Annotated in this window: 20 protein-coding genes and 3 riboswitches; of the genes, 4 read left to right on the top strand and 16 right to left on the bottom strand. The window is 52.0% G+C overall.

The window, feature by feature from the left end; all coding sequences use genetic code 11:
* Positions 1 to 51 precede the first annotated feature (51 nt).
* From VA597_RS08715 to VA597_RS08680, 8 genes are all read right to left on the bottom strand, one after another.
* Positions 52 to 2031 (bottom strand): bifunctional 4-hydroxy-3-methylbut-2-enyl diphosphate reductase/30S ribosomal protein S1, encoded by a 1980-nt coding sequence (locus VA597_RS08715; RefSeq protein WP_128742390.1) that lies wholly within the window; start codon positions 2029 to 2031, stop codon positions 52 to 54.
* Positions 2028 to 2684, bottom strand: a complete 657-nt coding sequence (locus VA597_RS08710; RefSeq protein ID WP_243112707.1) for a lysophospholipid acyltransferase family protein — start codon at positions 2682 to 2684, stop codon at positions 2028 to 2030. Before VA597_RS08710 ends, VA597_RS08715 begins: the two co-directional genes overlap by 4 nt.
* Positions 2671 to 3354, bottom strand: coding sequence for a (d)CMP kinase (gene cmk / locus VA597_RS08705; protein ID WP_128742389.1), 684 nt, complete (start codon positions 3352 to 3354; stop codon positions 2671 to 2673). Before cmk ends, VA597_RS08710 begins: the two co-directional genes overlap by 14 nt.
* Positions 3351 to 4601 (bottom strand): NAD(P)/FAD-dependent oxidoreductase, encoded by a 1251-nt coding sequence (locus tag VA597_RS08700; protein WP_128742388.1) that lies wholly within the window; start codon positions 4599 to 4601, stop codon positions 3351 to 3353. Before VA597_RS08700 ends, cmk begins: the two co-directional genes overlap by 4 nt.
* Positions 4598 to 5470, bottom strand: coding sequence for a MurR/RpiR family transcriptional regulator (locus VA597_RS08695; RefSeq protein WP_128742387.1), 873 nt, complete (start codon positions 5468 to 5470; stop codon positions 4598 to 4600). The genes VA597_RS08700 and VA597_RS08695 overlap by 4 nt, the downstream gene beginning before the upstream one ends.
* Positions 5471 to 5645: 175 nt before the next feature.
* The gene (locus tag VA597_RS08690) at positions 5646 to 6188 is read right to left on the bottom strand and encodes a hypothetical protein (RefSeq protein WP_128742386.1); all 543 of its coding nucleotides are present in this window, start codon (positions 6186 to 6188) and stop codon (positions 5646 to 5648) included.
* Positions 6189 to 6216: 28 nt separating this feature from the next.
* A complete protein-coding gene (locus tag VA597_RS08685; protein ID WP_128742385.1) occupies positions 6217 to 6855 on the bottom strand; it encodes a J domain-containing protein in 639 nt (212 codons plus the stop codon).
* Complete coding sequence (locus VA597_RS08680; RefSeq protein ID WP_128742384.1) at positions 6848 to 7750, bottom strand: DUF5685 family protein; 903 nt, start codon at positions 7748 to 7750, stop codon at positions 6848 to 6850. Before VA597_RS08680 ends, VA597_RS08685 begins: the two co-directional genes overlap by 8 nt.
* 206 nt (positions 7751 to 7956) lie before the next feature.
* Here VA597_RS08680 and VA597_RS08675 point away from each other — a divergent pair, with 206 nt between their 5' ends.
* Entirely contained in the window at positions 7957 to 8193 is a 237-nt protein-coding gene (locus VA597_RS08675; RefSeq protein WP_128742383.1) for a hypothetical protein, read from the top strand.
* 51 nt (positions 8194 to 8244) lie between these two features.
* Here the strand turns inward: VA597_RS08675 and VA597_RS08670 are convergent, their stop codons facing one another.
* From VA597_RS08670 to VA597_RS08640, 7 genes are all read right to left on the bottom strand, one after another.
* A complete protein-coding gene (locus VA597_RS08670; RefSeq protein WP_243112705.1) occupies positions 8245 to 9294 on the bottom strand; it encodes a rod shape-determining protein in 1050 nt (349 codons plus the stop codon).
* 67 nt (positions 9295 to 9361) lie between these two features.
* A complete protein-coding gene (locus VA597_RS08665) occupies positions 9362 to 10036 on the bottom strand; it encodes a ComF family protein (protein WP_128742382.1) in 675 nt (224 codons plus the stop codon).
* Positions 10026 to 12242, bottom strand: a complete 2217-nt coding sequence (gene recD2, locus VA597_RS08660; protein WP_128742381.1) for an SF1B family DNA helicase RecD2 — start codon at positions 12240 to 12242, stop codon at positions 10026 to 10028. The genes VA597_RS08665 and recD2 overlap by 11 nt, the downstream gene beginning before the upstream one ends.
* 67 nt (positions 12243 to 12309) lie before the next feature.
* Positions 12310 to 12645 carry a hypothetical protein gene (locus VA597_RS08655; RefSeq protein ID WP_128742380.1) on the bottom strand — a complete coding sequence of 112 codons (336 nt, stop codon included), beginning with the start codon at positions 12643 to 12645 and terminating at the stop codon, positions 12310 to 12312.
* A 48-nt stretch (positions 12646 to 12693) separates the two neighbouring features.
* Positions 12694 to 13878, bottom strand: a complete 1185-nt coding sequence (metK, locus tag VA597_RS08650) for a methionine adenosyltransferase (protein WP_128742379.1) — start codon at positions 13876 to 13878, stop codon at positions 12694 to 12696.
* Between the two features lie 86 nt (positions 13879 to 13964).
* Positions 13965 to 14065, bottom strand: a riboswitch (SAM riboswitch).
* An 89-nt stretch (positions 14066 to 14154) separates the two neighbouring features.
* Positions 14155 to 14793 (bottom strand): ECF transporter S component, encoded by a 639-nt coding sequence (locus VA597_RS08645; protein ID WP_128742378.1) that lies wholly within the window; start codon positions 14791 to 14793, stop codon positions 14155 to 14157.
* Positions 14794 to 14797: 4 nt separating this feature from the next.
* A riboswitch (FMN riboswitch) is annotated at positions 14798 to 14936 on the bottom strand.
* A 114-nt stretch (positions 14937 to 15050) separates the two neighbouring features.
* A riboswitch (FMN riboswitch) is annotated at positions 15051 to 15182 on the bottom strand.
* A gap of 38 nt (positions 15183 to 15220) precedes the next feature.
* Entirely contained in the window at positions 15221 to 16459 is a 1239-nt protein-coding gene (locus VA597_RS08640; RefSeq protein ID WP_164919006.1) for a CapA family protein, read from the bottom strand.
* Positions 16460 to 16668: 209 nt separating this feature from the next.
* Between VA597_RS08640 and VA597_RS08635 the strand changes: the two genes are divergently transcribed.
* From VA597_RS08635 to VA597_RS08625, 3 genes are read left to right on the top strand one after another with little or no spacing between them, the layout of a single operon-like run.
* Positions 16669 to 18225, top strand: coding sequence for a Ppx/GppA phosphatase family protein (locus VA597_RS08635; protein ID WP_128742376.1), 1557 nt, complete (start codon positions 16669 to 16671; stop codon positions 18223 to 18225).
* 17 nt (positions 18226 to 18242) lie between these two features.
* Entirely contained in the window at positions 18243 to 20360 is a 2118-nt protein-coding gene (locus VA597_RS08630) for an RNA degradosome polyphosphate kinase (protein WP_128742375.1), read from the top strand.
* Positions 20361 to 20378: 18 nt separating this feature from the next.
* Positions 20379 to 21446: a 6-phosphofructokinase gene (locus tag VA597_RS08625; protein ID WP_128742374.1), complete on the top strand. Its 1068-nt coding sequence runs from the start codon at positions 20379 to 20381 to the stop codon at positions 21444 to 21446.
* A gap of 241 nt (positions 21447 to 21687) precedes the next feature.
* Here the strand turns inward: VA597_RS08625 and tuf are convergent, their stop codons facing one another.
* Complete coding sequence (tuf, locus tag VA597_RS08620; RefSeq protein WP_128742373.1) at positions 21688 to 22890, bottom strand: elongation factor Tu; 1203 nt, start codon at positions 22888 to 22890, stop codon at positions 21688 to 21690.
* Positions 22891 to 22893: the final 3 nt, after the last annotated feature.

The following is a 22893-nucleotide window of genomic DNA, read 5'->3' as shown; positions in this document are numbered from 1 at the left end:
ACAAAGATACTTTCGAATCTTTGTGCCCGTTTCTATCAACAAGATCACAGATTATTCGGCTGTTTCATCCCCGGCAGACTCGGCGGGCTCTTCCTTTTCTTCTTCCAGCAAAGCGCGGATGGAAAGACTGACGCGGTGTTTATCAAAATCAATATCAATGATTTTCACCTTGACAACGTCGTTCATCTTTAAAACATCCTGAGGCTTTTCAATCCGGTGATCAGCAATCTGAGAAATGTGGATCAGGCCGTCGATTCCCGGAATCACCTGTGCAAACGCGCCGAAAGTCGTGATCCCGACAATTTTGACTTCGGCGATACTGCCGACCGGATAGTCGCGTTTCAAGATTTCCCACGGATTATCTTCCGGCTTTTTATAGCCGAGAGAAATCTTGCCCTTTTCCTGATCCAAGCCTTTGATATAGACTGTCACCTGATCCCCGACGTTGACTACTTCCGAAGGATGTTTGATTCTGGTCCAGGAGAGCTCGGAGATATGAATCATGCCGTCAATCCCGCCCAGGTCCACAAATGCGCCGTACGAAGTCAGTGACTTGACTGTACCCGTGTATTCCTTGCCGACTTCTGCGGTCTCCCAGAATTTGTCGGCCTGCGCTTTGCGTTCATCTTTGAGTACCGAACGAATGGAACCAACCGCGCGCTTGCGGCTGCGGTTTACTTCAATAATGCGGAATTTAACTTCCTTCTTCAGAAGATCCTCGAGCGGATCGCTGCGGGACGCCGTTGCCTGCGAGGCGGGAATGAAGACGCGCACGCCGTTCGTTACGGCAATCAGGCCGCCTTTGATGATCTCGGTCACGACCCCGTCAAGAACGGATTGGTCCTCTTCCGCCGAAACAACCTTTTCCCAGCCCTTTGTGGCATCCAGGCGCCTTTTGGAAAGCATGATCGTGCCTTCCTGATCATTCGTACGCATGATGAGAAGGTCCATCTCGTCCCCGATTTTAACCAGATCCTCGGGTTTCACGTTGGGATCGGCCGAAAGTTCGGAGGCTGGAATATACCCCGCCTGTTTTCTGCCGACATCCACCAGAACTTCGCTTGGAGTTACCCCGACAACGACACCGTGCACCTTTTCATCTGTATTTAAAGTTTTGAGAGACTCTTCGAGCATTTCCTCAAAGCTTCCCTCCGTATTATTTTCTTTAGGACCGGCACCCTGGTTGAATTCTGACATGGTATCAAATACCTCCTTTATAATGCTTGCCGGCGTCGACGCGCCCGCAGTAATGCCAATGCATCCGGCCCGACGCAGGGCCGAGAGCGGAAGCTCGTCCGCAGATTCGACAAGACAGGCGGCGCAGTTCTTTTTGCACAATTCAAAAAGCTTGGCGGTGTTGGAACTCTGCCTTCCGCCAATCACAATCATCGCGTCGCACTGCCGCGACAGTTCAGCCGCCTCCGACTGACGTATCGCAGTTGCATTACATATTGTATCAAAAACTGAGGCGTTTGTATATACCCTTTTGATGATTTCCAAACAATTTTCCCACTCATTCACACGGAATGTGGTCTGTGACACAACGCATAGTGGTTCTTCCCGGCCAAACGGAGCTTCATCCAGAATTTTCCGCAGTTCATCGGCATTTTTGAACACGAGACAACGGCCGCGGCAGTGACCGATAATCCCCTGAACTTCAGGATGAGAAGCATCCCCGGCAATTAGTACCGTCTTTCCCGCTTTCGATTCTTCCGCCACGATTTTATGGATCTTCCGGACAAACGGGCAGGTGGCATCGCAGCATTCAATTCCGCGCTCCTCAATCTCACGGAGGACGCTCCCGGCGACCCCATGGGACCGGATCACAAGGGTCGCTCCGGCGGGCACTTCACCGGGTGAGCCGACGATCCGCACACCGCGCTGCTCAAAGCGGCGCAGCGTCTGGGGATTATGGATAATCGGGCCGAGGGTGCAGACCCGTTTTCCCTCGTCCAGCAGCTTGTTGACCATCCGCACCGCGCGGTTGACTCCAAAGCAGAATCCAGCGGATTTTGCCATCACGATCTTCACGATTTCGCCTCAAGAACCGATTGGCCAAGATCATGCTCCCGAAGCTGCGCGATCCGGTTCATCAACAGCAGGCTTGCATTCCGATATTCCGAAGGAGTTCCGTTCCGAATTCCGAGTTCCTCTTCCGGGATCGGAGCCCCAAAGGAAACATAGCACGGATGAAACAACCTCGGCAGCCTGCCTTTTACCGGAGTAATGCAGCAGGGCACGATCGGCGCATGGCAGATGTGCGCAAGCATGACCGCCCCGGATTTCGGGCGGAGAAAATTTCCGTCTCTTGTCCGGGTTCCCTCAGGAAAAATTCCCAAAATGCTTCCGCTGTCCAAAATGTTCTTTGCCGTATAAATCGCGGTCTTATCCCCTTTTCCCCGCGACACCGGGAAAGCTCCAAGCCCCGTGATTACAGCGGAAACCAGTTTGTTTTTGAACAATTCTTCCTTCGCCATGAAATAAATTTGCCGTTTCTGACTGTAAGCAAGCCTGAGAGGGTCCGTCATGCTCATATGGTTGCAGCAAAGAATTGCTCTGTCGTTCTTCGGGAAATTCTCGGCGTTTCTGACCCTGATCGGCATCAAAGTGCGGAAAAACCATGCCAGGCAGGTTCTTGTAAATGTATAAAGCGGAGTGCGTTTCATTGTCTCACCAATTTTCATTCAGATTTTTTAGGCCTGCCCGAATGATACACACGACCCGTTCCACCGACTGCTCCAAAGTCATTTTGGTCGTGTCGACGAGAACGGAATCCTCCGCCTGAATCAGCGGGGCGACCTCGCGGTGCGAATCGCGGTAGTCCCTTTGTTCAATATCCTTTAGAACGTCCCCGTATTCCGCTTTCCGACCCTTTTGCAGCAGTTCCGTAAATCTTCTCCGTGCCCGCTCTTCCTGTGAGGCGGTCAGAAAAATCTTAACCTGGGCGTGCGGAAGGACGACCGTCCCGATGTCCCGGCCGTCCATCACAACATTTTCTTTTTCTGCCAGTTCTCTCTGCATGGAAAACAGAAAATTCCGCACCTCCGGAATGGCTGAAACAGCGGAGGCGGCTTTCGACACCTCCTCGGCCCGGATTTCCGAGGTTACGTCTTTGCCGCAGAGCAGAACTTTCTGCCCGCCCTCCTGAAAGGCAAGCGCAACCGTAACCCCGGAAAGTTCCGCACACACCGCCTCCCGATCGAATGAATTAACGCCGTTTTTTATCATATGAAGACCAATTGCGCGGTAAAGGGCGCCGGTGTCAACATAAATAAACCCCAGAGCTTTGGCCGCCTGCCGGGCAATCGTGCTTTTCCCGGCGCCGGCCGGACCGTCAACCGCAATTGCAATCATGTGGCTTCCTCCTGCTTTTCAACGGAATTTCCGGCCAGCCGGCCGGTGGAAAACGCAATTTGAAGATTATACCCGCCTGTGTAGGCGTCGACGTCAAGGACTTCTCCTGCAAAGTACAGTCCCTTTACAAGTTTGGACTGCATCGTCCTGGGATCGACCTCTTTGACGGAAACTCCCCCCGATGTGACCACCGCTTCTTCGATCGGACGGAATGCGCCGACCGTGATGGGAAAGGATTTCAGAAGAGCGGCAAAATCATGGCGCATTTCCCGGGTGATCAGATTGCATTTCAAATGCGGCGGAATCCCGGATCTTCGCACTGCCGCCGGGATCATCAAATGCGGCAGAAGAGAGGAAAGGGAATTCTCAAAATCGCGGTTCTGATTTTCCTGAAAATCGCGGACCAGCCGGGCATCGAGCTTCTCCAGGCTGAGCGCGGGCTTCAGATCGATGACAACCTGATAGCGGCCCGGCGACATGCCGCGCATATGGGCGCTGGCACTGAGGATCACAGGGCCGGACAGCCCGAAATGCGTAAAGAGGAGTTCTCCGAAATCCTCATAAATAATTTTACCGTCGTTCGTGTCCACGACGCATATGGAAATATTTTTTAAGGAAAGTCCCATCAGTTCCGCGCAGTCCGGATCCCGCGCGACAAGGGGAACCAGGGATGGGCGCAGAGGCGTCACGGTGTGACCCGCCTGGTGCGCAAAAAGGTACCCGTCGCCGGTCGAACCGGTCGCGGGATAGGATTTTCCTCCGCAGCAGACAATTACGTTGCCAGCCGGAACGATTTCCCCGTTCTTCAGTTCCGCACCGCGGACGCAGCCGCCGGCAAATAAAAGGCGTTTGGCTTCCCCATGGATCATTTGGGCACCGGAGGAAACAACAAATCCCGTCAGCGCATCGACCACGTCGGCAGCCTTATCCGACTGCGGAAAAACGCGGCTGCCCCGCTCCGTTTTCAGAGGCAGACCCAATTTTTCAAAAAAAGTCATCACATCGCCGGGGGAAAACCGGGAAGCCGCCCCGAACAAAAATCGACCGTTCGTAGGCACGGAGGCGATAAAGTTCTGCACGCTGCAGTTATTTGTCAGGTTGCATCTTCCCTTGCCGGTAATCCCGAGTTTTCTTCCAGGCCTTTGATTTTTCTCCAGCAAACAGACCCGCAGGCCCCTTCGGGCGGCGGTCCCGGCGGCCATCATCCCGGCGGCCCCCGCCCCGATCACCAAAACATCCGCTTTCAATTCGAGCTGTCATCCACCTTTTCGTAAACGCCGTAAGTGTCCCAGATATCCTCCAGATTCTGAAAGATCTTTTTCGATTCCTCAGACTTTTTTAAAGAAGTCGCGACAATCAGCGCGTTGATCAGGCTGAGCGGCGCGCAGAGTGAATCTACAATGGAAGCGATCTCGCTTCTGGCCAACAAAACGCAGTTTGAAGCCTGCGCGACAGGTGAAAGAGAGCTGTCCGTGATCGCAATGACTTTTGCTCCCCTGTCGTGAGCAAAATTCATGGCTTTTGCAATCTTTCTGGAATAGCGCGGAAAACTGATGCCAATCACGGCGTCCCTTTCATCCACGCGGATCATCTGCTCGAAGATCTCGCCTTCGCTTGTGGACTGGACCAACAGAACGTTTTCAAAAAGCAGATTCAGATAATAGGACAGAAAGGTACCCAAAGCGTGGGCGCTTCTTGCAGCCAGAATGTAAATCTTTCTGGCTGAGACAATGGAGTCGACCGCAGCATAAAAGCTTTCGTGACTGGTTTCCTCCATCGTGCGGCGAATCACGTCGATATCCTGGTTAAATATAAAGTCAAGCACGTCCGAGCTGCCGATTCGTTCCGTAGTCACTTCCATCCGCTGAAAAGAGGTCAGCTTGTTTCGGATCATCTCCTGAATCGCCTGCTGAAGCTGCGGGTATCCCGCATATCCGATCTGTGTGGCAAAACGGACAACGGTCGATTCGCTGACCCCGACGGTCGCACCGAGCTTAGACGCCGTCATAAACGCAACTTTATCATAATGCTCTTCAATATAGGCCGCGATCCGCTTTTGACCCTTGGAAAAGCTGTCGATTTTATTCTGTATTCTCACAGCAAGTAAATTGTCCATACCCAACTCCGTCTCCGAGAGAGCCCTTTCCTGAGCGGCTGGCCAACGGCCGCCACTAGACAGACTCTCGTCAAAATAGTGGCCGGATTACAATTCCGGACTCACCTTATTTTAATTCTTCAATCGGTAAAAATCAAGAAAAAGTTCCGTGTCACTGCAAGGAAACCGTCTCGCCCTATTTCGGGTGAAACCATTTTTTCATAACCGGATGCAGCCTGTTAAAGTACGCAATCACCAAAAGAGAAACCGCGTAATCATAAATCAGGAAAACGGCGTTTCCAGCCAGAAGAAACAACCCCGGAACATTATAACCAAAAACGCTGAAACTCGCAACAGGTACGCCGAGCAATTTAACCGACAGCCAAAACTCCAGGATTGCCGCGGCGTTGAAAACAACCAGTTTCGAAACGATACAAAGCCATCTTTGATGCACCCGGCTTTCCAATACCGCCTTCAGAATCGGGTAATAGCCGAAAAGGAGAACAAAAAATAAAACAGCTTCCTGATCCGCCGCAAGCATAAAAGAAAGAACAGACTGCACAACGTACACGCCAACGGCCCATTTGATACCGACCTCAGCCACAACCGCAATCAGAAGGATCCCGGAAAACGCCGGCAAAGCATAAGTCCCCACCGGGATAAAGCCGGTCAGGATCATGACGACCGTGCCAAGGGCGGCCGCCATGGAACAAAAAGCCAGACGAAGGCTGTGGTTCAACTCAATCTACCCCCAGCGAAAAACTCGATTAACAGCACGGATAGACATTTCCCCCGAAACAGTTGCAGCACAGATTTGCCAGACAAAGGGACGTGCACAAATCACAGCCGCCGACGCCGCCATACTGAGGAACATTGGGATTATATCCCCCAAACATTCCGTTGCGCTGATTTGTCACCTGATTGAACGCGGCCCGATACTCCGCATTGGACGGGTCCATTTGGCACGCGTTGGCAAAGTCGTTGTAAGCTTCGTCCAGCCACCCGCGCCTGTAAAGCACGGTGCCTTTTAAAAAATACCATTCCGCATTGCGCCCTTCCTGAGGCACCCCGTCCAATATCTGCTCGGCATCTGCGATTCTGCCCGAATTGATCAGATTGCGCACGTCGTAAAACTCCGTTCCCCGGCTGGAGTACCCGGAATATCCAGAGTACCCCGCATAGCCGGAATATCCGCCCTGATTTGCGCTCTTTCTCTGTTTCCGCTCCTTAATTACCTGGTCGTACGCCTCGTTGATCTCTTTCATCTTTTCCCCAGCAAGGTCGGCAAGCGGGCTGTCCGCATAATTGTCCGGATGATATTTCTTCGCAAGCTCCCGGTAAGCGGCTTTGATTTCATCATCCGTCGCATTCGGCGATACGCCAAGGACTCTGTAAGGATCAGACATTTGTTTTCTCCTTTTTAAACAATAGTTCCTTCTGTATCTGGGGAAGTCCAAGAATCACGACGTTCCGTACAATCGGCCCCATTGAATTCATTTCCATCAGATTAAGAGCTCCCCCCAGCTGTGACAATGTCTGGTTCAAAACATCATTGGCATAGATTTTCGCATCCCGGAGCTCTTCCTTCCCGCTTTCCCCGTTCAGGTGAAAGCGGGAGGCCAGCGGGTTAAACGAACCGGTCCTGATGTCATCTTCCAGATCGTCCGCCGCATCGATGAAATAGATCCAGCGCCCGAGAAAATATCCGAAACGATTCAGGATCCTCGACCTTGGGGACATGGGGGCTTCCCCCGACGACAATTCCATAATCCGCTCCATCATATGAGCTGTAGGCTCGGCGCAGCTGTCAAGGCCAGGCGATTGATTCTTTTCGATTTCGCTTTGCTCTTTCATCGCTTCGGCGACAATTTCCCCCAGGTGCGGATAGTCGGCGGCCGCCCGGCGGTAGGCATGTCTGACGACCGGCAGGGCAAGGACGCGCAAATATTTTTTCATCGCTTTGGAATCCCGGATATCGTCCATCAATTTATGATACACCAAAATCACGGTCAAAGCGGACGCCTGATGAAATTCCTGATCTTCCTCGGAACAGAACGCGCATTGCTTGAAAGGATTTGTCACGCATCTGCCCTTTTGAAACCTGGGAAACGGCTTGGATTTAGCAGAAATCAGGACAAGGGCGTAAAAAGTGCAGTCGTAATTCAAAGCAAGCCTTGCCGTAAGACCGTACTTTTTGCCGAGGTTCCTGCACAGCGTACAGTAAATTCCGTTATATTCCTCAAGTTCCCGCACAAGAAGTTCCGATTTCCGCGGTCTCACATAACCAAACAAAAAAATCATCCTTAATCCTGCCGAAATCGCATTAAATCAATTTTATTTTACTCTAAATCAAGCAAATATTTAATTAACATTGTGTAAATTTTCTAACCGGATCGCAATTCCGCTATTCTCACCGTGCCTTCATTATAAATCAGAAAAAACATTGTTTTTTCAGGAACGGTATCGTATAATGAAATGACAGATTATTTTGGACAGGAGGTAAAGATTTGAAATTATACGATATCGACGTAATCAAATTAATTGAACTTTTGGATAAATCAAAGGGGAATGTTTATCTGGTGACAGACGACGGCAACAAGCTGAATCTGAAAAGCAAGCTGTGCCAGTTGTACGGCATTCGTTCTCTGCTGGAAAAAACAAAAAATTCGACAATTTCCGCGGAATTGAACGTTGACGATCCGGAGGATGAACTGATGTTTATTAATTATATGATGAGCAAATAGTCGTATCCGTTTGGATGCCGCTGTAAATTTTTACAGCGGCATCTTTGTCTGTCAATATGCGGCGCTCAGCGGGTTCAGGACACCATAAGCCTTGTTTTCCATATCGTCGATAAAACGGATGGCTTTCCCCGCACCTACGGCGACACAGTTCTGTGGGTCGTCTGCCACATGTACCGGCATTTTTGCTTTTTTGGAAATCAGGCTGTCAAAGCCGAACAGTTGGGCCGAGCCTCCCGTCAGGATCATGCCGTCGGAATAAACGTCGCCGATCAGTTCCGGCGGAGTCTTTTCCAGCATTTCCTGAATCACGCGGATCATCTGCATCACATTTTCAATCAGCGCCTCCAGAATCTCGTCGCTGGTGATATCGGCCCATTGAGGCAGACCGGTCATCGCATTGCGTCCCTTTACTCGGAAGGAAGACACATCCTTCCGCGGATAGACGCACCCGATCGCCAGCTTGGCGTTTTCCGCCATGCGGCGGCCGATAATCAAATTGTATTTTCTTCTGATGTATTTGACAATTGCTTCATTGAATGTATTTCCGGCTACTTTGACCGAACGGGAAATCGCGATTCCGCTGAGCGACAACACCGCCATGTCCGTGGTTCCCCCGCCGATATCAACGACAAGAGTTCCATGAGGCTGCGAAATATCGACTCCCGCCCCTAATGCGGCAGCCACAGGCTCTTCAATCAGACAGATTTTTCTTACTCCGGCGGAACTGATCGCGTCCACGACAGCGCGCTTTTCCACCTCTGTGATTTTACAGGGAACGCTGACCACAACGCGCGGCATAACAACATGGCTTTGGCTTACTTTTTTCAAATAGGTCCCGATCAGATACTGGGCCATATCAAAATCTGAAATGACCCCGCCCTCCAGCGGCAGACACACTTTAATTTTATCGGAAGTCTTCCCAATCATCGTATAGGCTTCTTTTCCGGTTGCGACAACCTCCCCGGTTTCGACATTCACCGCCGCAACGGAAGGTTCGTTCAGGACGATTCCTTTTCCGTCGAGATATATTTTTGTTGTCGAAGTTCCGAGATCTATCGCAAGGTCGGTTCCCAGCACAAAATCACATCCATTTCTTATCAAAAACACATCCGAAAAGCAGATGCGCGCTCCAATCACTTGCTTATTATAAAATAAATCACGCTCAATTTCAACCGGACATCCTGCCGACCTGGGCTACCGCGGCACATGAAACGGTCCGGGCGCCTGTTTTCAGAAGGACTTCGGCACACTCGCAGAGAGTGGAACCCGTCGTCACAATATCGTCGATCAGCAGAATCCTTTTGCCGGCGATCCTGTTCCCGTCGGCGCGGTAAACTCCAGCCACATTCTTCAATCTCTCCAAACGCGGCAACAGATGCTGCTCTGGGTTGTCCCGGACTTTTTCAAGGCACTCCTCATAGGATAGCCCAAGCTGATCCGCGACTTTCCTCGCAACCAGTTCGGACTGGTTATACCCCCGTCCCTGCTTCCGTTCCCGTGAAATCGGGACGGCCGTCACCAGATCGAACGAGGACGGCTTCATCCGCTTCCTGACTAGTTCGGAGAGCTGTTCCGCATAGAAATCCGCATTCTTTTTCTCTCCGTAAAACTTAAACCGGATGATCGAATCGCGAACCTGAGATTCGTAGGGATAAAGGACGATGCAAGGAATATTCTGTCCGCAACCGGGAAGATTCATGCACCGAAGCGCATTGACCGGTGCGATCGCAGCGGCGCATGTTTTGCAGATTTTTGTACCCGGCGAAATAATTTTGTCGCAAAAGACACAGCGCGGTGGGAAAAACAGCTCCAGACAGAAAAAAAGAATTCTTTTAAGACTCATCCTCCCCGCCCCCGGTTAAAAGATAAAGCAGACCTGTGTATCGCCTGGTCTTGCGGTTGTTTTCCACCATGTTGCGGACGGTTTCGGGCGTTCCGACCAGAATCAGCAGGGATTTCGCCCGGGTCACGGCGGTGTAAAGCAGGTTTCGGTAGGCCAGCTGCGGGGCGCCCCGGAACATTGGAATCACAACCGCCGGAAATTCATTTCCCTGGCTTTTGTGTACCGTCATGGCATAGGCAAGCTCCAATTCCGCCGCCGCTTCCGACTCATAGGCTACAATGCGGTCATCCATGCGGACCGTGAGAACGGGCACGCGGCGGTCTATTTCCTGAACGATGCCAAGGTCGCCGTTAAAGACTCCCTCGCCGACAGAGCCGTCAGAGCGGGTCCATGGCAGATTGTAATCGTTCCGGATCTGCATGACCTTGTCCCCCACGCGGAAAATCGAACCGTTCACGCGGAGTTCCGATTTCCGGCTGTCCGGAGGATTGAGGACCTGCTGAAGCTTTTTGTTCAGCTCCTGGGTCCCAAGTTCCCCTTTCCGTGAGGGCGTAAGGACCTGAATATCCGTCAGCGCGGAAAAGCCGTAGCTTTCCGGCAGGCGCCGCTTGCAGAGATCGACGACGGTCGCGCTGATCCGGGCCGGATCACCGCAGCGCAAAAAGAAAAAGTCCTCGTTCCTTATTTCAAGGTCCGGCATCTCGCCCGCCACGATCCGATGGGCATTGCGTACAATCAGGCTTTGCATGGACTGGCGAAAGACCTGGCGAAGCTGGACGACCGGCAAAAGGCCGGAGCCAATCAGGTCGCCGATCACATTCCCCGGACCGACGGACGGGAGCTGATCACTGTCGCCGACCAGGATCAGCCTGCGCCCCAGCGGGAGCGCCCGCAAAAGAGCTTCGAAAAGGGCGGTGTCCACCATGGACAGTTCGTCGATGACAAGGGCGTCGCACTCGAGAAGATTTTTTTCGTTCCTGGCAAAGACAGGCTGGTCGTTTTCATCCCATTCCACCTGCAGCAGGCGATGAATGGTTTTTGCCTCCCTTCCCGTCAGTTCCGACATGCGTTTCGCCGCCCTTCCGGTCGGCGCCGCAAGCAGGACCTTTTCGCCGCTGAGCTCCAGCAGACGAATGATCGCGTTCAGGGTCGTCGTTTTCCCTGTCCCCGGCCCGCCCGTAAGGATCAGAATTCCTCTGGACAGGGCTTCCCGCACGGCCTGTTTTTGTCCTTCGGCATACTGGATTCCAAATTCACGCTCGACTTCTTCTATTCTGCCGTCGACTCCCGTAATCGTCGGAGCAGGAAACCGGAGCAGCATCTTGATCCGTTCCGCCGAATAGAACTCGGACCGGTACAGGTCCGGCAGAAAAACAAATTCCCTCTCTCGAAAAACATAGGAAATCACGGACGCATCCGCTTTCAGATCCTCCAGGACCTCGCCGGTCAGGCTTTTGTCCACCCCCAGAAGGTGTGCGGCGGCGGCAGTCAGCTTGTCCGCCGGCAGACAGGTATGTCCGTTTCCCAGATTATGCCGGATGACGTGCAGGATCCCCGCCCGGACCCGGCAGAGATCGTCTTGCGGCCTCTCCAGCGAAGCGGCAATTTGGTCGGCCCGGTCGAAAGGGATGCTCACTCCGTCCTCGCAGAGGCAGTAGGGATTTTCCCTGACACAGTCGATGGACTGCGCACCGTAAAATTTCCAGACGCGCACGGCCTCCGCCGGGGAAATGCCGTAACCCCCAAGCTGTACCATCATCTCTCTTATCCCGCCGAGCCTCTTCAATTCTTCGCTGATTTTCTCCGCCTTGGGCTTTGTGATGCCCCGCACCGCACACAGGCGCTCCGGTTCATTTTCCATCACGTTCAGCGCGTTGCCTCCAAAGAGTTTTACAATCTTTTCCGCCGTCGATGGGCCGACCCCCTTCACGGCTCCGGATGAGAGATACTTCAGCATGGCCGCTTCGCTGGCCGGTTTCGAGCGTTCAAAGGCTTCGACGCGGAACTGTTCCCCGTAGTTTTGGTTCGTAACCCAGTTTCCTACGAGATGCAGCTCTTCGCCGGCGTCGATAAACGGCAGATTTCCCACAGCCGTTATCAGCTCCTCGCCATCATTGACCTCGATCACGGCATATCCGTTTTTTTCATTCCGGAAAATGACCTGCTCCACGGTGCCGGTCATTTCCAGAAGCTTTGCTTCCTCCATGCAGCTTCCCTCTTGTCCCCTATGATGATATAGTATTAGTATAAACGATCCTCTATGTATTTGCAAATTACACTTGAATGATTTTACTCACTTCATTTGCGCGGCAGATGTGAACTTCGGGAAAGTCGAGACATGCCATTTCACAGATTTGCCTGGTCTCTTCATCCATGCCGCGATCAATCACAATCAGTTCCGTATTGCCGTCCGGAATCCACCGAATCCGTTCGCAGGCGCTTCTGAGGACCAGCTCGGCGTTCTCGTCATGTCCGCTTATGGAAATAACAAGATAAAGTTTTCCGGGGTTTTCCGTTTTCAGCAGCCAAAACAAAAACATCCGGAATGCCTCCACGATTCCCAAGATAGCAAACAGGACGAAAAGCGTTTTGAAAAGAATTTCAAACATAAAAACCACCCCAACACATTCTATGTGCAGGAGTGGAATTTTGACTGACTATTTTTTCAGCGCTTTTTTCAGTGCTTCCACGCGGTCGCATTTTTCCCAGGAGACGCCAAGGTCTTCACGGCCCATATGTCCATAGTTGGAAACGGCGCGGTAAATCGGGCGGCGGAGGTCCAATTCGCGGATGATGGCGCCGGGCCTTAAATCGAAAGTCTTCTCGACCGCGCCGGAAAGTTCTTCTCCGGTAAATCTTGAGGTCCCGAACGTGTCCACCCGAATGGAAACCGGCCGCGCAACGCCGATCGCATAGGCAAGCTGCACTTCACACTTTCCCGCGATCCCGGCCGCCACGATATTTTTCGCAACGTAACGCGCCGCATAGGAGGCGGACCGGTCGACCTTTGTGGGGTCCTTTCCGGAAAAAGCGCCGCCGCCGTGCCGCGCATATCCGCCGTAAGTGTCTACGATGATTTTTCTGCCGGTCAGTCCGCTGTCGCCGACCGGGCCGCCTACTACAAACCGGCCGGTCGGATTCACATAATATTTTGTTTTTTCATCCAGCCAATGCTGCGGAATGGCGGACTGGATGACGTATTTCAGAATATCGCTCCGAATCTGTTCCAGCTTTGCTTCAGGGCTGTGCTGGGCCGATACCACCACGGTGTCGACCCGGACAGGGCGGTCCCCCTCGTATTCCACGGTCACTTGCGTTTTTCCATCGGGCCTCAGGTAAGGAACCAGATCGGTTTTTCTGACTTCGCTCAGCCGCCTGGCCAGTTTATGCGCCAGCGAGATCGGCAGGGGCATCAATTCCGGCGTCTCGTCGCAGGCATACCCGAACATGATTCCCTGGTCCCCGGCTCCGATCAGATCATCTTCATCCGTCGCTCCATTCTGAGCTTCAAAGGAACGGTTGACGCCCATCGCGATGTCCGGCGACTGGACATCGATGGAAGTCAGGACACCGCAGGTATTTCCGTCAAAACCGCAGTCCGGATCATTATATCCGATATCCTTTACGACATCGCGGGCGATGGAAGCGATGTCGACATAACAAGTCGTTGAAATTTCCCCCATCACATGAATAATACCCGTCGTCGCCGTCACTTCACAGGCTACATGCGCGGCCGGGTCCTGTGCAATAATGGCGTCCAAAACGGCGTCCGCGATCTGGTCGCACATTTTATCGGGATGCCCTTCCGTTACGGATTCTGAAGTAAAAAAATGTCTGGCCATAAATATCCTCCTGACTTCTTTCAGTACGCCCTGAACGGGCGAAAAAATAAAGGACCGACCGGAAGAAAACCGGACGGTCCTGATCCACCTCATCTTTCGGCTTTCCCGCAGGATTTGGCACCTTGCTTTTTCCAAGCAGGTTGCCGGACATCACAGGGCCTGTTCCCTCCGTCACTCTTGATAAGGAAATATTCAATTTTTATGCTTTACAGTATAGCACAGGCTAAAGAATTTGTAAAGGGATATTCTTAAAGATCCGGCCATCCGCCGCAGCGTTCATTTCCCCATGGTATGGTGCAGGATCGGGCTGACTCTTTTATAAAGAAGCATCGTCAGGCAGGAAACCGTTACCCCTTTGAACAGGTTAAACGGTGCGACAGCCAAGAGAATAAAGGTCTGCAGGTTCTTTATGGACGGGTTGACGACGGAGCCCATGCTGATCAGTGCGCTCATCGGCATATGGTAAGCCACGGCATAGACAGGAAGAAGCACATAAGCATTCACCAGGCTGCCGACCAGAATCATCACCAAAGTGCCCAGGACCAGACCGATGACCGCATTGCGTCTGCTTTTATGATATTTGTAAAGAATTGCGCTGGGGACAACCAGCGAGCATCCGATCAGGAAATTGGCAAGGTCGCCCACGCCCGCGGTGGAGCTTCCGTGGATTACAAGATACAAAATCACCTTCACCAGTTCAATCATGATTCCGGCCACCGGCCCCAGAGCGAAGCCTCCGATCAAAACCGGCAGCTCGCTGAAATCCAGCCTGTAAAACGCGGGGGCAAACCACAGCGGAAATTCAAACATCATCAGCAGAAATGCGATTCCGGACAGAACCCCAATCTGTGCGATGTTTCTGGCGTCAAATTTTAGTCTCTGGCGTTTGCCGGCTTTTTCATAATTATTTGTCATTTTTGCTCCTCTTCTTTCATCCGGACTCTACCGTCGGCTTCGGAATCAAACCAAAATCCGCGGCTGATATGCCGCTCGCGGGCTCGCCGGCTGTTCGCCGTTTTACCGCCGGTGGGGAATTGCACCCTCTCCTGAAACTGTTTATTTTGATCTATGCCAAAAAAGGCTTCAATAATCCTTTGAGGCAGGAATCAACGGATTGAACAAAAAAAGTCCCGCAAAAATGCGGGACGGCATAACAGCACAAAAAATCGTCTGTTTTTCTTCTTTCATCCGGACTTTACCGTCGGCTTTGGAATCAAACCAAAATCTGCGTTTCCGCTCGCGGGCTTATCGGCTCTCACCGCTTTACCGCCGGTGGGGAATTGCACCCCGCCCCGAAGAACTTATTCAATTGTCAGAAGTATAACACAGTTCGGAAGTTCTGTCAAGACTCTGCCTGATACTCTTTGGGAATGTTTTGGTCAATGATGTCCTGGATAAACCGCATGCTGAATTCGGGCGTCCTCTTCCGAACACCATGCTTGCTTGCAAGCGTTTCCGAATATTCGCTCAACGGGTAAATGGAAAGGTTTGCAAAGCTGGTTTCATAATGGGTTACGATCGGTTCAAATTTCATGCCGGAATAAACGGTTTTCCCAGTTTCAAAATTTTTAGTCATCGTAACGGTCAACAGACCGCTTACCATATTTCTTCCGTAAAGCTGGCCGGAAATGAAATTCCCGAAAGCAAAAATCACAGGACATTTCGCGCCGTCGGACGCCCTTGTCAACAAAGTGAGCTGCTGCACCACGTGCGGATGATTTCCGAAAATGATATCCGCGCCCCAGTCGACCATTTCCTGCGCAAGTTTCTTCTGCTGATCCGTCAGTGTGTAGGTATCCTCGGTTCCCCAGTGAACAGAAATCACGACGACGTCAGCCATGCTTTTTGCCTTTTGGATCAGGCTTTTAATCAGTTCGGTATCACTTGCGTAGACGATGCGGTAATCCGAATCTTTCGGCAAATACAGACCGTTTGTCATTTCCGTGATCCCGATCTGCGCGGTCTTAATTCCCTTTGACTCCACAATCCGAATATTTTGAAGGTCGGCGTCGTTCCGATACGCCCCGATGGCTGTGACCGGCTGAGTGTCCCAGTAGTCGAGCGCCGCCTTGATTCCTTTTTGTCCCATATCCAAAACGTGGTTGTTTGCCTGATTGATTACGTCAAAGCCGAGGTGAACCAGCTCGTCCCCCACTTCGGTCGGAGAATTGAAAAGGGGATATCCCGAGATCGGCGCCACCTTTGAGGCCAGGATACTTTCCTGGTTGACGACCGCAATATCGGCGGTTTGAATTCTTCCGGCCACACGTTCATACATCGGGTCGAAATCGTAGCCCTTCCCGCCCGCCAGCTTTTTTGCGCGATTGTAAATAGTGCTGTGTATCAAATCATCCCCCGCGCCAAGAATAGTGATGGAAACAGGTTTCGGGACAGATTTTGAGGAAGAAGGCGTCTTTGTCTGTGAAGAAGACGGCAAAGCGGACGAGGACGTTTGGCTTTGATTCAAGCCGGGGATCTGTCCGTGGTAAAACGCCGCTGCGGCTGCGATCACACCGCAGAAAATGATCGCGGCAGAGATCACTGCCGTCCGCCGGAAGGCGGAATGGTGTCTTTTTTTCATAATTCGTAAACCTTTCTTTTCGGCATTCCTTTTGCATGAATCCAGTATATCACACACGAAACGGAAAATCATCTCATCCTGAAACCGGATGGAAGGAAAGACGGCCTGATTTAGTTTATGTAAAATCTATGTAAAAAGGTGGAAATCAGAATAAAAACTTGTTATCCTAATAATATATAAATCTTACGGAGTGGAAGGGAGAGAATTCTTTGAACAGGAAAAAGAATCCCAGGCTCGCGGCTGTCATTGACATTGATTCCAATGCCTTGAAAATGAGAATCTCACAGCTGAAAAAGGGCAAGATCGAAAATATCGATCTCCTCGAATACCCGCTTCGCCTGGGACACGAGGTTTTTACCGACGGAAAAATCAGTTTTGAAAGCCTTCGCGAACTTTCTTCCCTTCTGCACGGCTACGAGGACGTTCTGACCGGATATGGCGTAACAGACTGCAGAACCGTCGCCACCACGGCTTTGCGGGAGGCGGAAAACCGCTCATTCATCATCGACCAGCTGAAGATACAAAACGGGATTCAGGTCGAGGTTCTGGAGGATGATCAGGAAAAAACTCTGATTTACTGGGAAATCTTAAATTACATGAATAGCAGGATGGAAAAAACGAAAGGCGAGAGCGCGCTGATCTGCCATATCGGGGCCGGAACGATCGGTTTCTCCGTCTATGATGGAAAACAAATGATTTTTTCGCAGAATATTCCGATGGGATCGCTGAAACTCCACGATATGCTCGGAAATATCCAAAATGCGACGGATGATTTTTCCACCGTTGTTGAGGAATATCTGGATTCCATCCTGTGGCATATCCATGTTCCTCTGGAAAGCGGAAAGGCGGGCAATCTTGTTTTGACCGGCAGCGGGGTCCGCCTGATTGCGAAAATTTGCGGTATTGAACTGAAGGACGGGAGGTACGAGCTGGATTCCTTTCGAATTAAGGAACTCTTTGAACAAATCAGGAAAATGCCGCAGGACCGCATCGGCCGCAAATACAACCTTTCCGAAGAAACAGCCGAGCTGCTGTATTCTTCTCTGGCAATTGCCATCCGGCTCCTTCGCTTTACTGCGTCCACAACGATCCTGTCCCCTGAAGTGGAGCTCTGGGACGCATTGATCCGTCAGATGCTGATTCCCAAAAGCTCCGCTCAGTATCTGGACCATGTGCGCGTCAGCGCGATTTCCTGTGCCGGGAAAATCGCGGATTCCTACCACTGCAGCCGCACGCACACGGAATGCGTCCGGGAATTTTCCTGCAAGATCTTTGATAAAATGAAAGGGGCCCACGGCCTGGGGCGAAGGGAACGTCTGCTGCTGGAGCTGGCCGCCATTCTTCACGACTGCGGGCATTACGTCACCGCCAAGCGGCATTTGCAAAGCTCGTACGACTTGATCAAGGACACAGACATCTACGGCCTTACGGATGAAGAAATGCTTCTGACGGCTTTTGTGGCGCGTTATAACGAGTACGATATTCCGAATCACAGCAACGCCGCGTTTGCTTCGCTGAATGAAAAAAACAGATTGATCGTTTCCAAGCTCGTCGCAATTTTCCGCCTGGCAAACTCGCTCGACAAATCGCAAAAACAAAAGCTGACCGACCTTAAAGTCCGGCTGGAAAAAGATCTGCTGACCATTTCTTCCCAGAGCGACGCTAATCTGTATTTGGAACAGTGGGCATTTGACCAGTGTGCTCCTTATTTTAAAGAAGTGTTCGGCTATAACCCGGAACTGACGATAAAGTCTAACCTGCTGTAAAAAAGGTTGTGATACAATTGAACGAGAAAGACGAAAAACCGGCGATTCCCTACATCAACCGGGAACTGAGCTGGATAGATTTTAATTACCGCGTCCTGGAAGAGGCATTTCGGAAGGAAAATCCGATCATGGAGCGGATGAGGTTTTTGGGAATTACGGCTTCCAATCTGGACGAGTTTTTCATGGTGCGGGTCGCCGGAGTGGAAGAACAGGTGGATTCTCACTATTTCGGCCGCGACCATTCCGGTCTGTCACCCATCGAGCTGCTTCCCATCTTATCACAGAAAATCCACGGTTTTGCCGAACGGCAATATTCCTGTTATACCCGCTCCGTTGTGCCTGCTTTGAAAAAAAGAGGGATCCGGTTTTTGAAGCCGGAGGAACTGAGCGAAGAACAGGAAAAATATGTCTCCGAATATTTCGACCGCATTCTGTTCCCTGTTCTGACTCCGCTGGCAGTGGACCGAAGCCGCCCGTTCCCCTTGCTTGCAAACCGCAGTCTGAACATTGCCGTTCGCCTGAAGGGAAAGGAGGAATCCTATTTTGCAGTTGTTCAGGTTCCCGGAATCCTGTCCCGCTTCATCAGCATCCCGTCGGGAAACGGAAGCGATTATATTCTTCTGGAAAATATCATCATCCATAAGCTCGGCGAGCTGTTTGAACTGAATGAAATCCGTTCCGCCAGTACATTCCGCATCACCAGAAGTTCCGATCTCGACATTGACGAAGACACCGAGGATCTTCTGATCGAAATACAAAAATTCATTAAAAAGCGCAAACGCGGAAAGCCCGTGCGCCTGGAGCTTTCGCGCGGCCATGATCAGGAGACCGAGCTGTTCTTGAGAGAAATGCTTGAAATCGAGGATCATCAGATTTACGAAATTCCGGGTCCTCTGGATCTTACTTTTTGCTCCGCGTTTGCCACTTTGCCGCGCTATGAACAGTTGTGTTACCACCCCATGCGGCCCATTTACCCCCCTGGAGACTTTGTGGAATGTGATGATATTTTCAAGGCAATCCGGGAACGCGACCGCATGGTCCACCATCCGTACGAGAGCTTTGAAACCGTCATTGACTTTGTCCGCACGGCTGCGGAAGACGAAAATGTTCTCGCAATCAAGCAGACGCTGTACCGCGTGAGCGGGCATTCCCCCATCGTCGCCGCACTGATCCGCGCGGCGGAAAACGGGAAGCAGGTCACTGTCCTGGTGGAACTGAAAGCCCGGTTCGATGAAGAAAACAATATCATGTGGGCAAAAAAGCTGGAAGAGGCCGGATGTCATGTCATCTACGGTTTGAGCGGTCTGAAAACGCACTGCAAAATTCTGCTGGTGGTGCGGCGCGACGAGGATGGGATCCGGAGATATGTCCATCTGGCGACCGGCAACTACAATGACTCAACGGCAAAGGTGTATACGGATATCGGGCTTTTCACATGCCGGGAACCGTATGGAATTGACGCTTCCTCCCTGTTCAACGTCCTGACCGGTTACTCCCATCCTCCGGAATATAACCGTTTTATTGTGGCGCCGAGCGGCCTGCGCTCCTTTTTCTTCAGAATGATCCGGAATGAGATGGAAAACGCAAAAAAGAATCTGCCGTGCGGAATCACCGCCAAAGTGAACTCGCTGGTGGACCCGGAAATCATCGCCCTTCTCTATCAGGCCTCCGGAGCCGGCGTCCCGGTCCGGCTGATCGTCCGGGGAATCTGCTGCCTGATTCCGGGAAAAGAAGGGTACAGCGAAAACATAACTGTCAGAAGCATTGTCGGAAGATTGTTGGAGCACAGCCGAATTTTTACGTTTGAAAACGCAGGAAACACAAAGGTCTTTCTGGGAAGCGCTGACTGGATGCAGCGCAACCTGGACCGGCGGGTGGAGCTTGTTTTTCCGGTGGAGGACGGGCAGCTGCGCCGCAGGATCATGCAGGCGGTTGATCTGATGCTGAAGGATAATGAAAACGCGAGAGAAATGAACAGCGACGGGACTTATTTCAGGGTGGACCGCAGAGGAAAAACACCGCTTAACTGCCAGGAGGAATTTACAAAGATCGCTCAGCAATATGCAAAAGATTGCATGCAGGGGGAGGCTTCAATTTTTTCTCAAGGTCCCGAGGAACTGTTTCGCAATACCTGAACGAGAAAGGATCCGGATATGAAAAAAATAGGGCTTTTGACAAGCGGCGGAGATTGTCAGGGATTAAACGCGGCGTTGCGAGGAATCGCAAAATCGCTCTATGCCCGCATGGGTGCCAGCGTCGAAATAATCGGCATTCAGGACGGATACCGCGGTCTGATTGAAGGGAATTGCCGGCGGATGGCCGCGGATGATTTCTCCGGTATCCTTACGTTGGGAGGCACTGTGCTTGGGACATCCAGGCAGCCGTTTAAGCAGATTCGCTCCGGAAGCGAGGACCAGGTCAAAAATATGAAAAGCAACTATAACAACTGGGGACTCGACTGCCTTGTGATCCTTGGAGGAAACGGAACCCATAAAACCGCCAACCTGCTGCGGGAGGAAGGATTGAACATCGTCACATTGCCAAAGACGATCGACAACGATCTTTGGGGGACGGACATGAGCTTTGGGTTCCAAAGCGCGGTTGAAAACGCGGCCTACGTCATCGACTGCATCCACACCACGGCGACCTCCCACAGCCGCGTTTTTATTGTCGAGGTCATGGGGCACAAGGCCGGATGGCTGACGCTTCATGCAGGAATCGCAGGCGGAGCCGACGTCATTCTGCTTCCGGAAATTCCTTATAACATTGACTGCGTGGCGGAATCGCTGCGCGGAAGAAGCCGGCAGGGAAAACGCTTTTCCATTTTGGCCGTTGCAGAAGGAGCTGTCTCAACAGATGAGTCCAGGCTCAGCAAAAAGCAGTTTAAAGCAGAGCGCGCTAAAATGTCTCATCCCTCTATCTCCTATCGGTTGGCTGACGAAATCGAGAAAATGACAGGACATGAAACGCGGGTCACCGTTCCCGGACATTTTCAGCGGGGCGGAAGCCCTTGCCCGTATGACCGGATTCTTGCCACCCGGTTTGGCGCAGCGGCGGCGGATCTGATTATAAAAGAAAAATACGGCTGCATGGTGTCCTTGAAAAATGATTCCATCGTTTCCGTCCCGCTGGAGAACGTCGCCGGAAAATTAAAATCTGTTCCGCAGGACTGCGATCTGATTAAGACCGCGCAGAACATCGGAATCAGTTTCGGATATTGAGGGGCATAGCCCCTTTCCGCGGACCGTCCGGTCCGGAAGCGCCTGCGGCGGCTACGACGTGGGCGTCGCGGATCCGAATCCGCCGCTCACATCAGGGCGCACGAGGGAAGCGAAAAAAACGCGCGCAGGCCCGGTCCGCATGGAGACCGCGCCCGAAAAGAGCTATTTCCGCTTTGACGCAAAAAGCTGGGCCGGTGAAGAAATCTTCACCGGCCCAGCCAGATACGGCCGCAGCCGCAAATTACTCAATGATCTTGGAAACAACGCCGGAACCAACCGTATGGCCGCCCTCGCGGATAGCGAAGCGGAGTCCTTCTTCCATTGCGATCGGCGTAATCAGCTCTACTGTTATCTGGACGTTATCGCCCGGCATGCACATTTCCGTTCCTTCCGGAAGGTCGATGGTGCCGGTAACATCCGTGGTGCGGAAATAGAACTGAGGACGGTAATTATTGAAGAACGGTGTATGACGGCCGCCTTCATCCTTGGTCAGAACGTAAACCTGGCCGACAAATTTGGTATGAGGATGCACACTGCCCGGCTTTGCAATGACCTGGCCGCGCTCGATCTCTTCTCTCTGGATACCGCGGAGAAGCATGCCGATGTTGTCGCCGGCCTCGGCAAAATCAAGGGATTTGCGGAACATTTCAAGGCCCGTAATAACAGACTTTTTCTTTTCCGGAGAGAGGCCGATGATTTCGACTTCTTCGCCGATTTTAGCCCTGCCGCGCTCCACTCTGCCCGTCGCAACGGTGCCGCGGCCGCTGATGGTCATAACGTCTTCGATCGGCATCAGGAAAGGCAGGTCCGCTTTGCGTTCCGGTGTCGGGATGAACTTGTCAACCGCATCCATCAGTTCCCAAATGGATTTATATTCCGGAGCATCCGGATCGGTGGATGTGCTCTCCAAAGCCTTCAGAGCCGAGCCGCGAATAATCGGAGTGTCGTCGCCCGGAAATTCATATTCATTCAACAGGTCGCGAATTTCCATCTCAACCAGGTCCAACAGTTCCTCGTCGTCGACCTGATCGACTTTGTTCATATAGACAACAATATAAGGCACGCCAACCTGACGGGCAAGCAGAATATGCTCACGGGTCTGGGGCATCGGGCCGTCTGCGGCGGAAACAACCAGAATCGCGCCGTCCATCTGAGCGGCACCGGTAATCATGTTCTTCACGTAGTCGGCATGGCCGGGGCAGTCGACATGGGCATAGTGACGAGCTTCCGTCTGATACTCGACATGCGCCGTATTAATGGTAATGCCGCGGGCTCTTTCTTCCGGAGCCTTATCGATATTTGCATAGTCGACAAAATCGGCTTCACCCTTGAAGTTAAGAACCTTCGTGATAGCCGCAGTCAGTGTGGTCTTGCCGTGGTCGACATGACCGATGGTGCCAATGTTAACATGAGGTTTCGACCTGTCAAATTTTGCTTTTGCCATTGG

Origin of the sequence: Caproicibacter sp. BJN0012 (genome assembly GCF_035986805.1) — a bacterium.
GTDB lineage: Bacteria > Bacillota > Clostridia > Oscillospirales > Acutalibacteraceae > Caproicibacter.
The sequence above is the reverse complement of the archived record's forward strand: the minus strand, read 5'-3'. Positions and strand labels throughout refer to the sequence as shown.

What these genes read in the sequence shown, in the direction of transcription:
- cmk (WP_128742389.1), bottom strand. Translation starts at nt 3,354, where the DNA reads ATGATTGCAATTGCGGTTGACGGTCCGGCCGGCGCCGGGAAAAGCACG.
- VA597_RS08665 (WP_128742382.1), bottom strand. Translation starts at nt 10,036, where the DNA reads ATGAGTCTTAAAAGAATTCTTTTTTTCTGTCTGGAGCTGTTTTTCCCA.
- recD2 (WP_128742381.1), bottom strand. Translation starts at nt 12,242, where the DNA reads ATGGAGGAAGCAAAGCTTCTGGAAATGACCGGCACCGTGGAGCAGGTC.
- VA597_RS08695 (WP_128742387.1), bottom strand. Translation starts at nt 5,470, where the DNA reads ATGGACAATTTACTTGCTGTGAGAATACAGAATAAAATCGACAGCTTT.
- VA597_RS08685 (WP_128742385.1), bottom strand. Translation starts at nt 6,855, where the DNA reads ATGTCTGATCCTTACAGAGTCCTTGGCGTATCGCCGAATGCGACGGAT.
- VA597_RS08640 (WP_164919006.1), bottom strand. Translation starts at nt 16,459, where the DNA reads ATGAAAAAAAGACACCATTCCGCCTTCCGGCGGACGGCAGTGATCTCT.
- tuf (WP_128742373.1), bottom strand. Translation starts at nt 22,890, where the DNA reads ATGGCAAAAGCAAAATTTGACAGGTCGAAACCTCATGTTAACATTGGC.
- VA597_RS08655 (WP_128742380.1), bottom strand. Translation starts at nt 12,645, where the DNA reads ATGTTTGAAATTCTTTTCAAAACGCTTTTCGTCCTGTTTGCTATCTTG.
- VA597_RS08710 (WP_243112707.1), bottom strand. Translation starts at nt 2,684, where the DNA reads ATGAAAATTGGTGAGACAATGAAACGCACTCCGCTTTATACATTTACA.
- VA597_RS08645 (WP_128742378.1), bottom strand. Translation starts at nt 14,793, where the DNA reads ATGACAAATAATTATGAAAAAGCCGGCAAACGCCAGAGACTAAAATTT.
- VA597_RS08625 (WP_128742374.1), top strand. Translation starts at nt 20,379, where the DNA reads ATGAAAAAAATAGGGCTTTTGACAAGCGGCGGAGATTGTCAGGGATTA.
- VA597_RS08680 (WP_128742384.1), bottom strand. Translation starts at nt 7,750, where the DNA reads ATGATTTTTTTGTTTGGTTATGTGAGACCGCGGAAATCGGAACTTCTT.
- metK (WP_128742379.1), bottom strand. Translation starts at nt 13,878, where the DNA reads ATGGCCAGACATTTTTTTACTTCAGAATCCGTAACGGAAGGGCATCCC.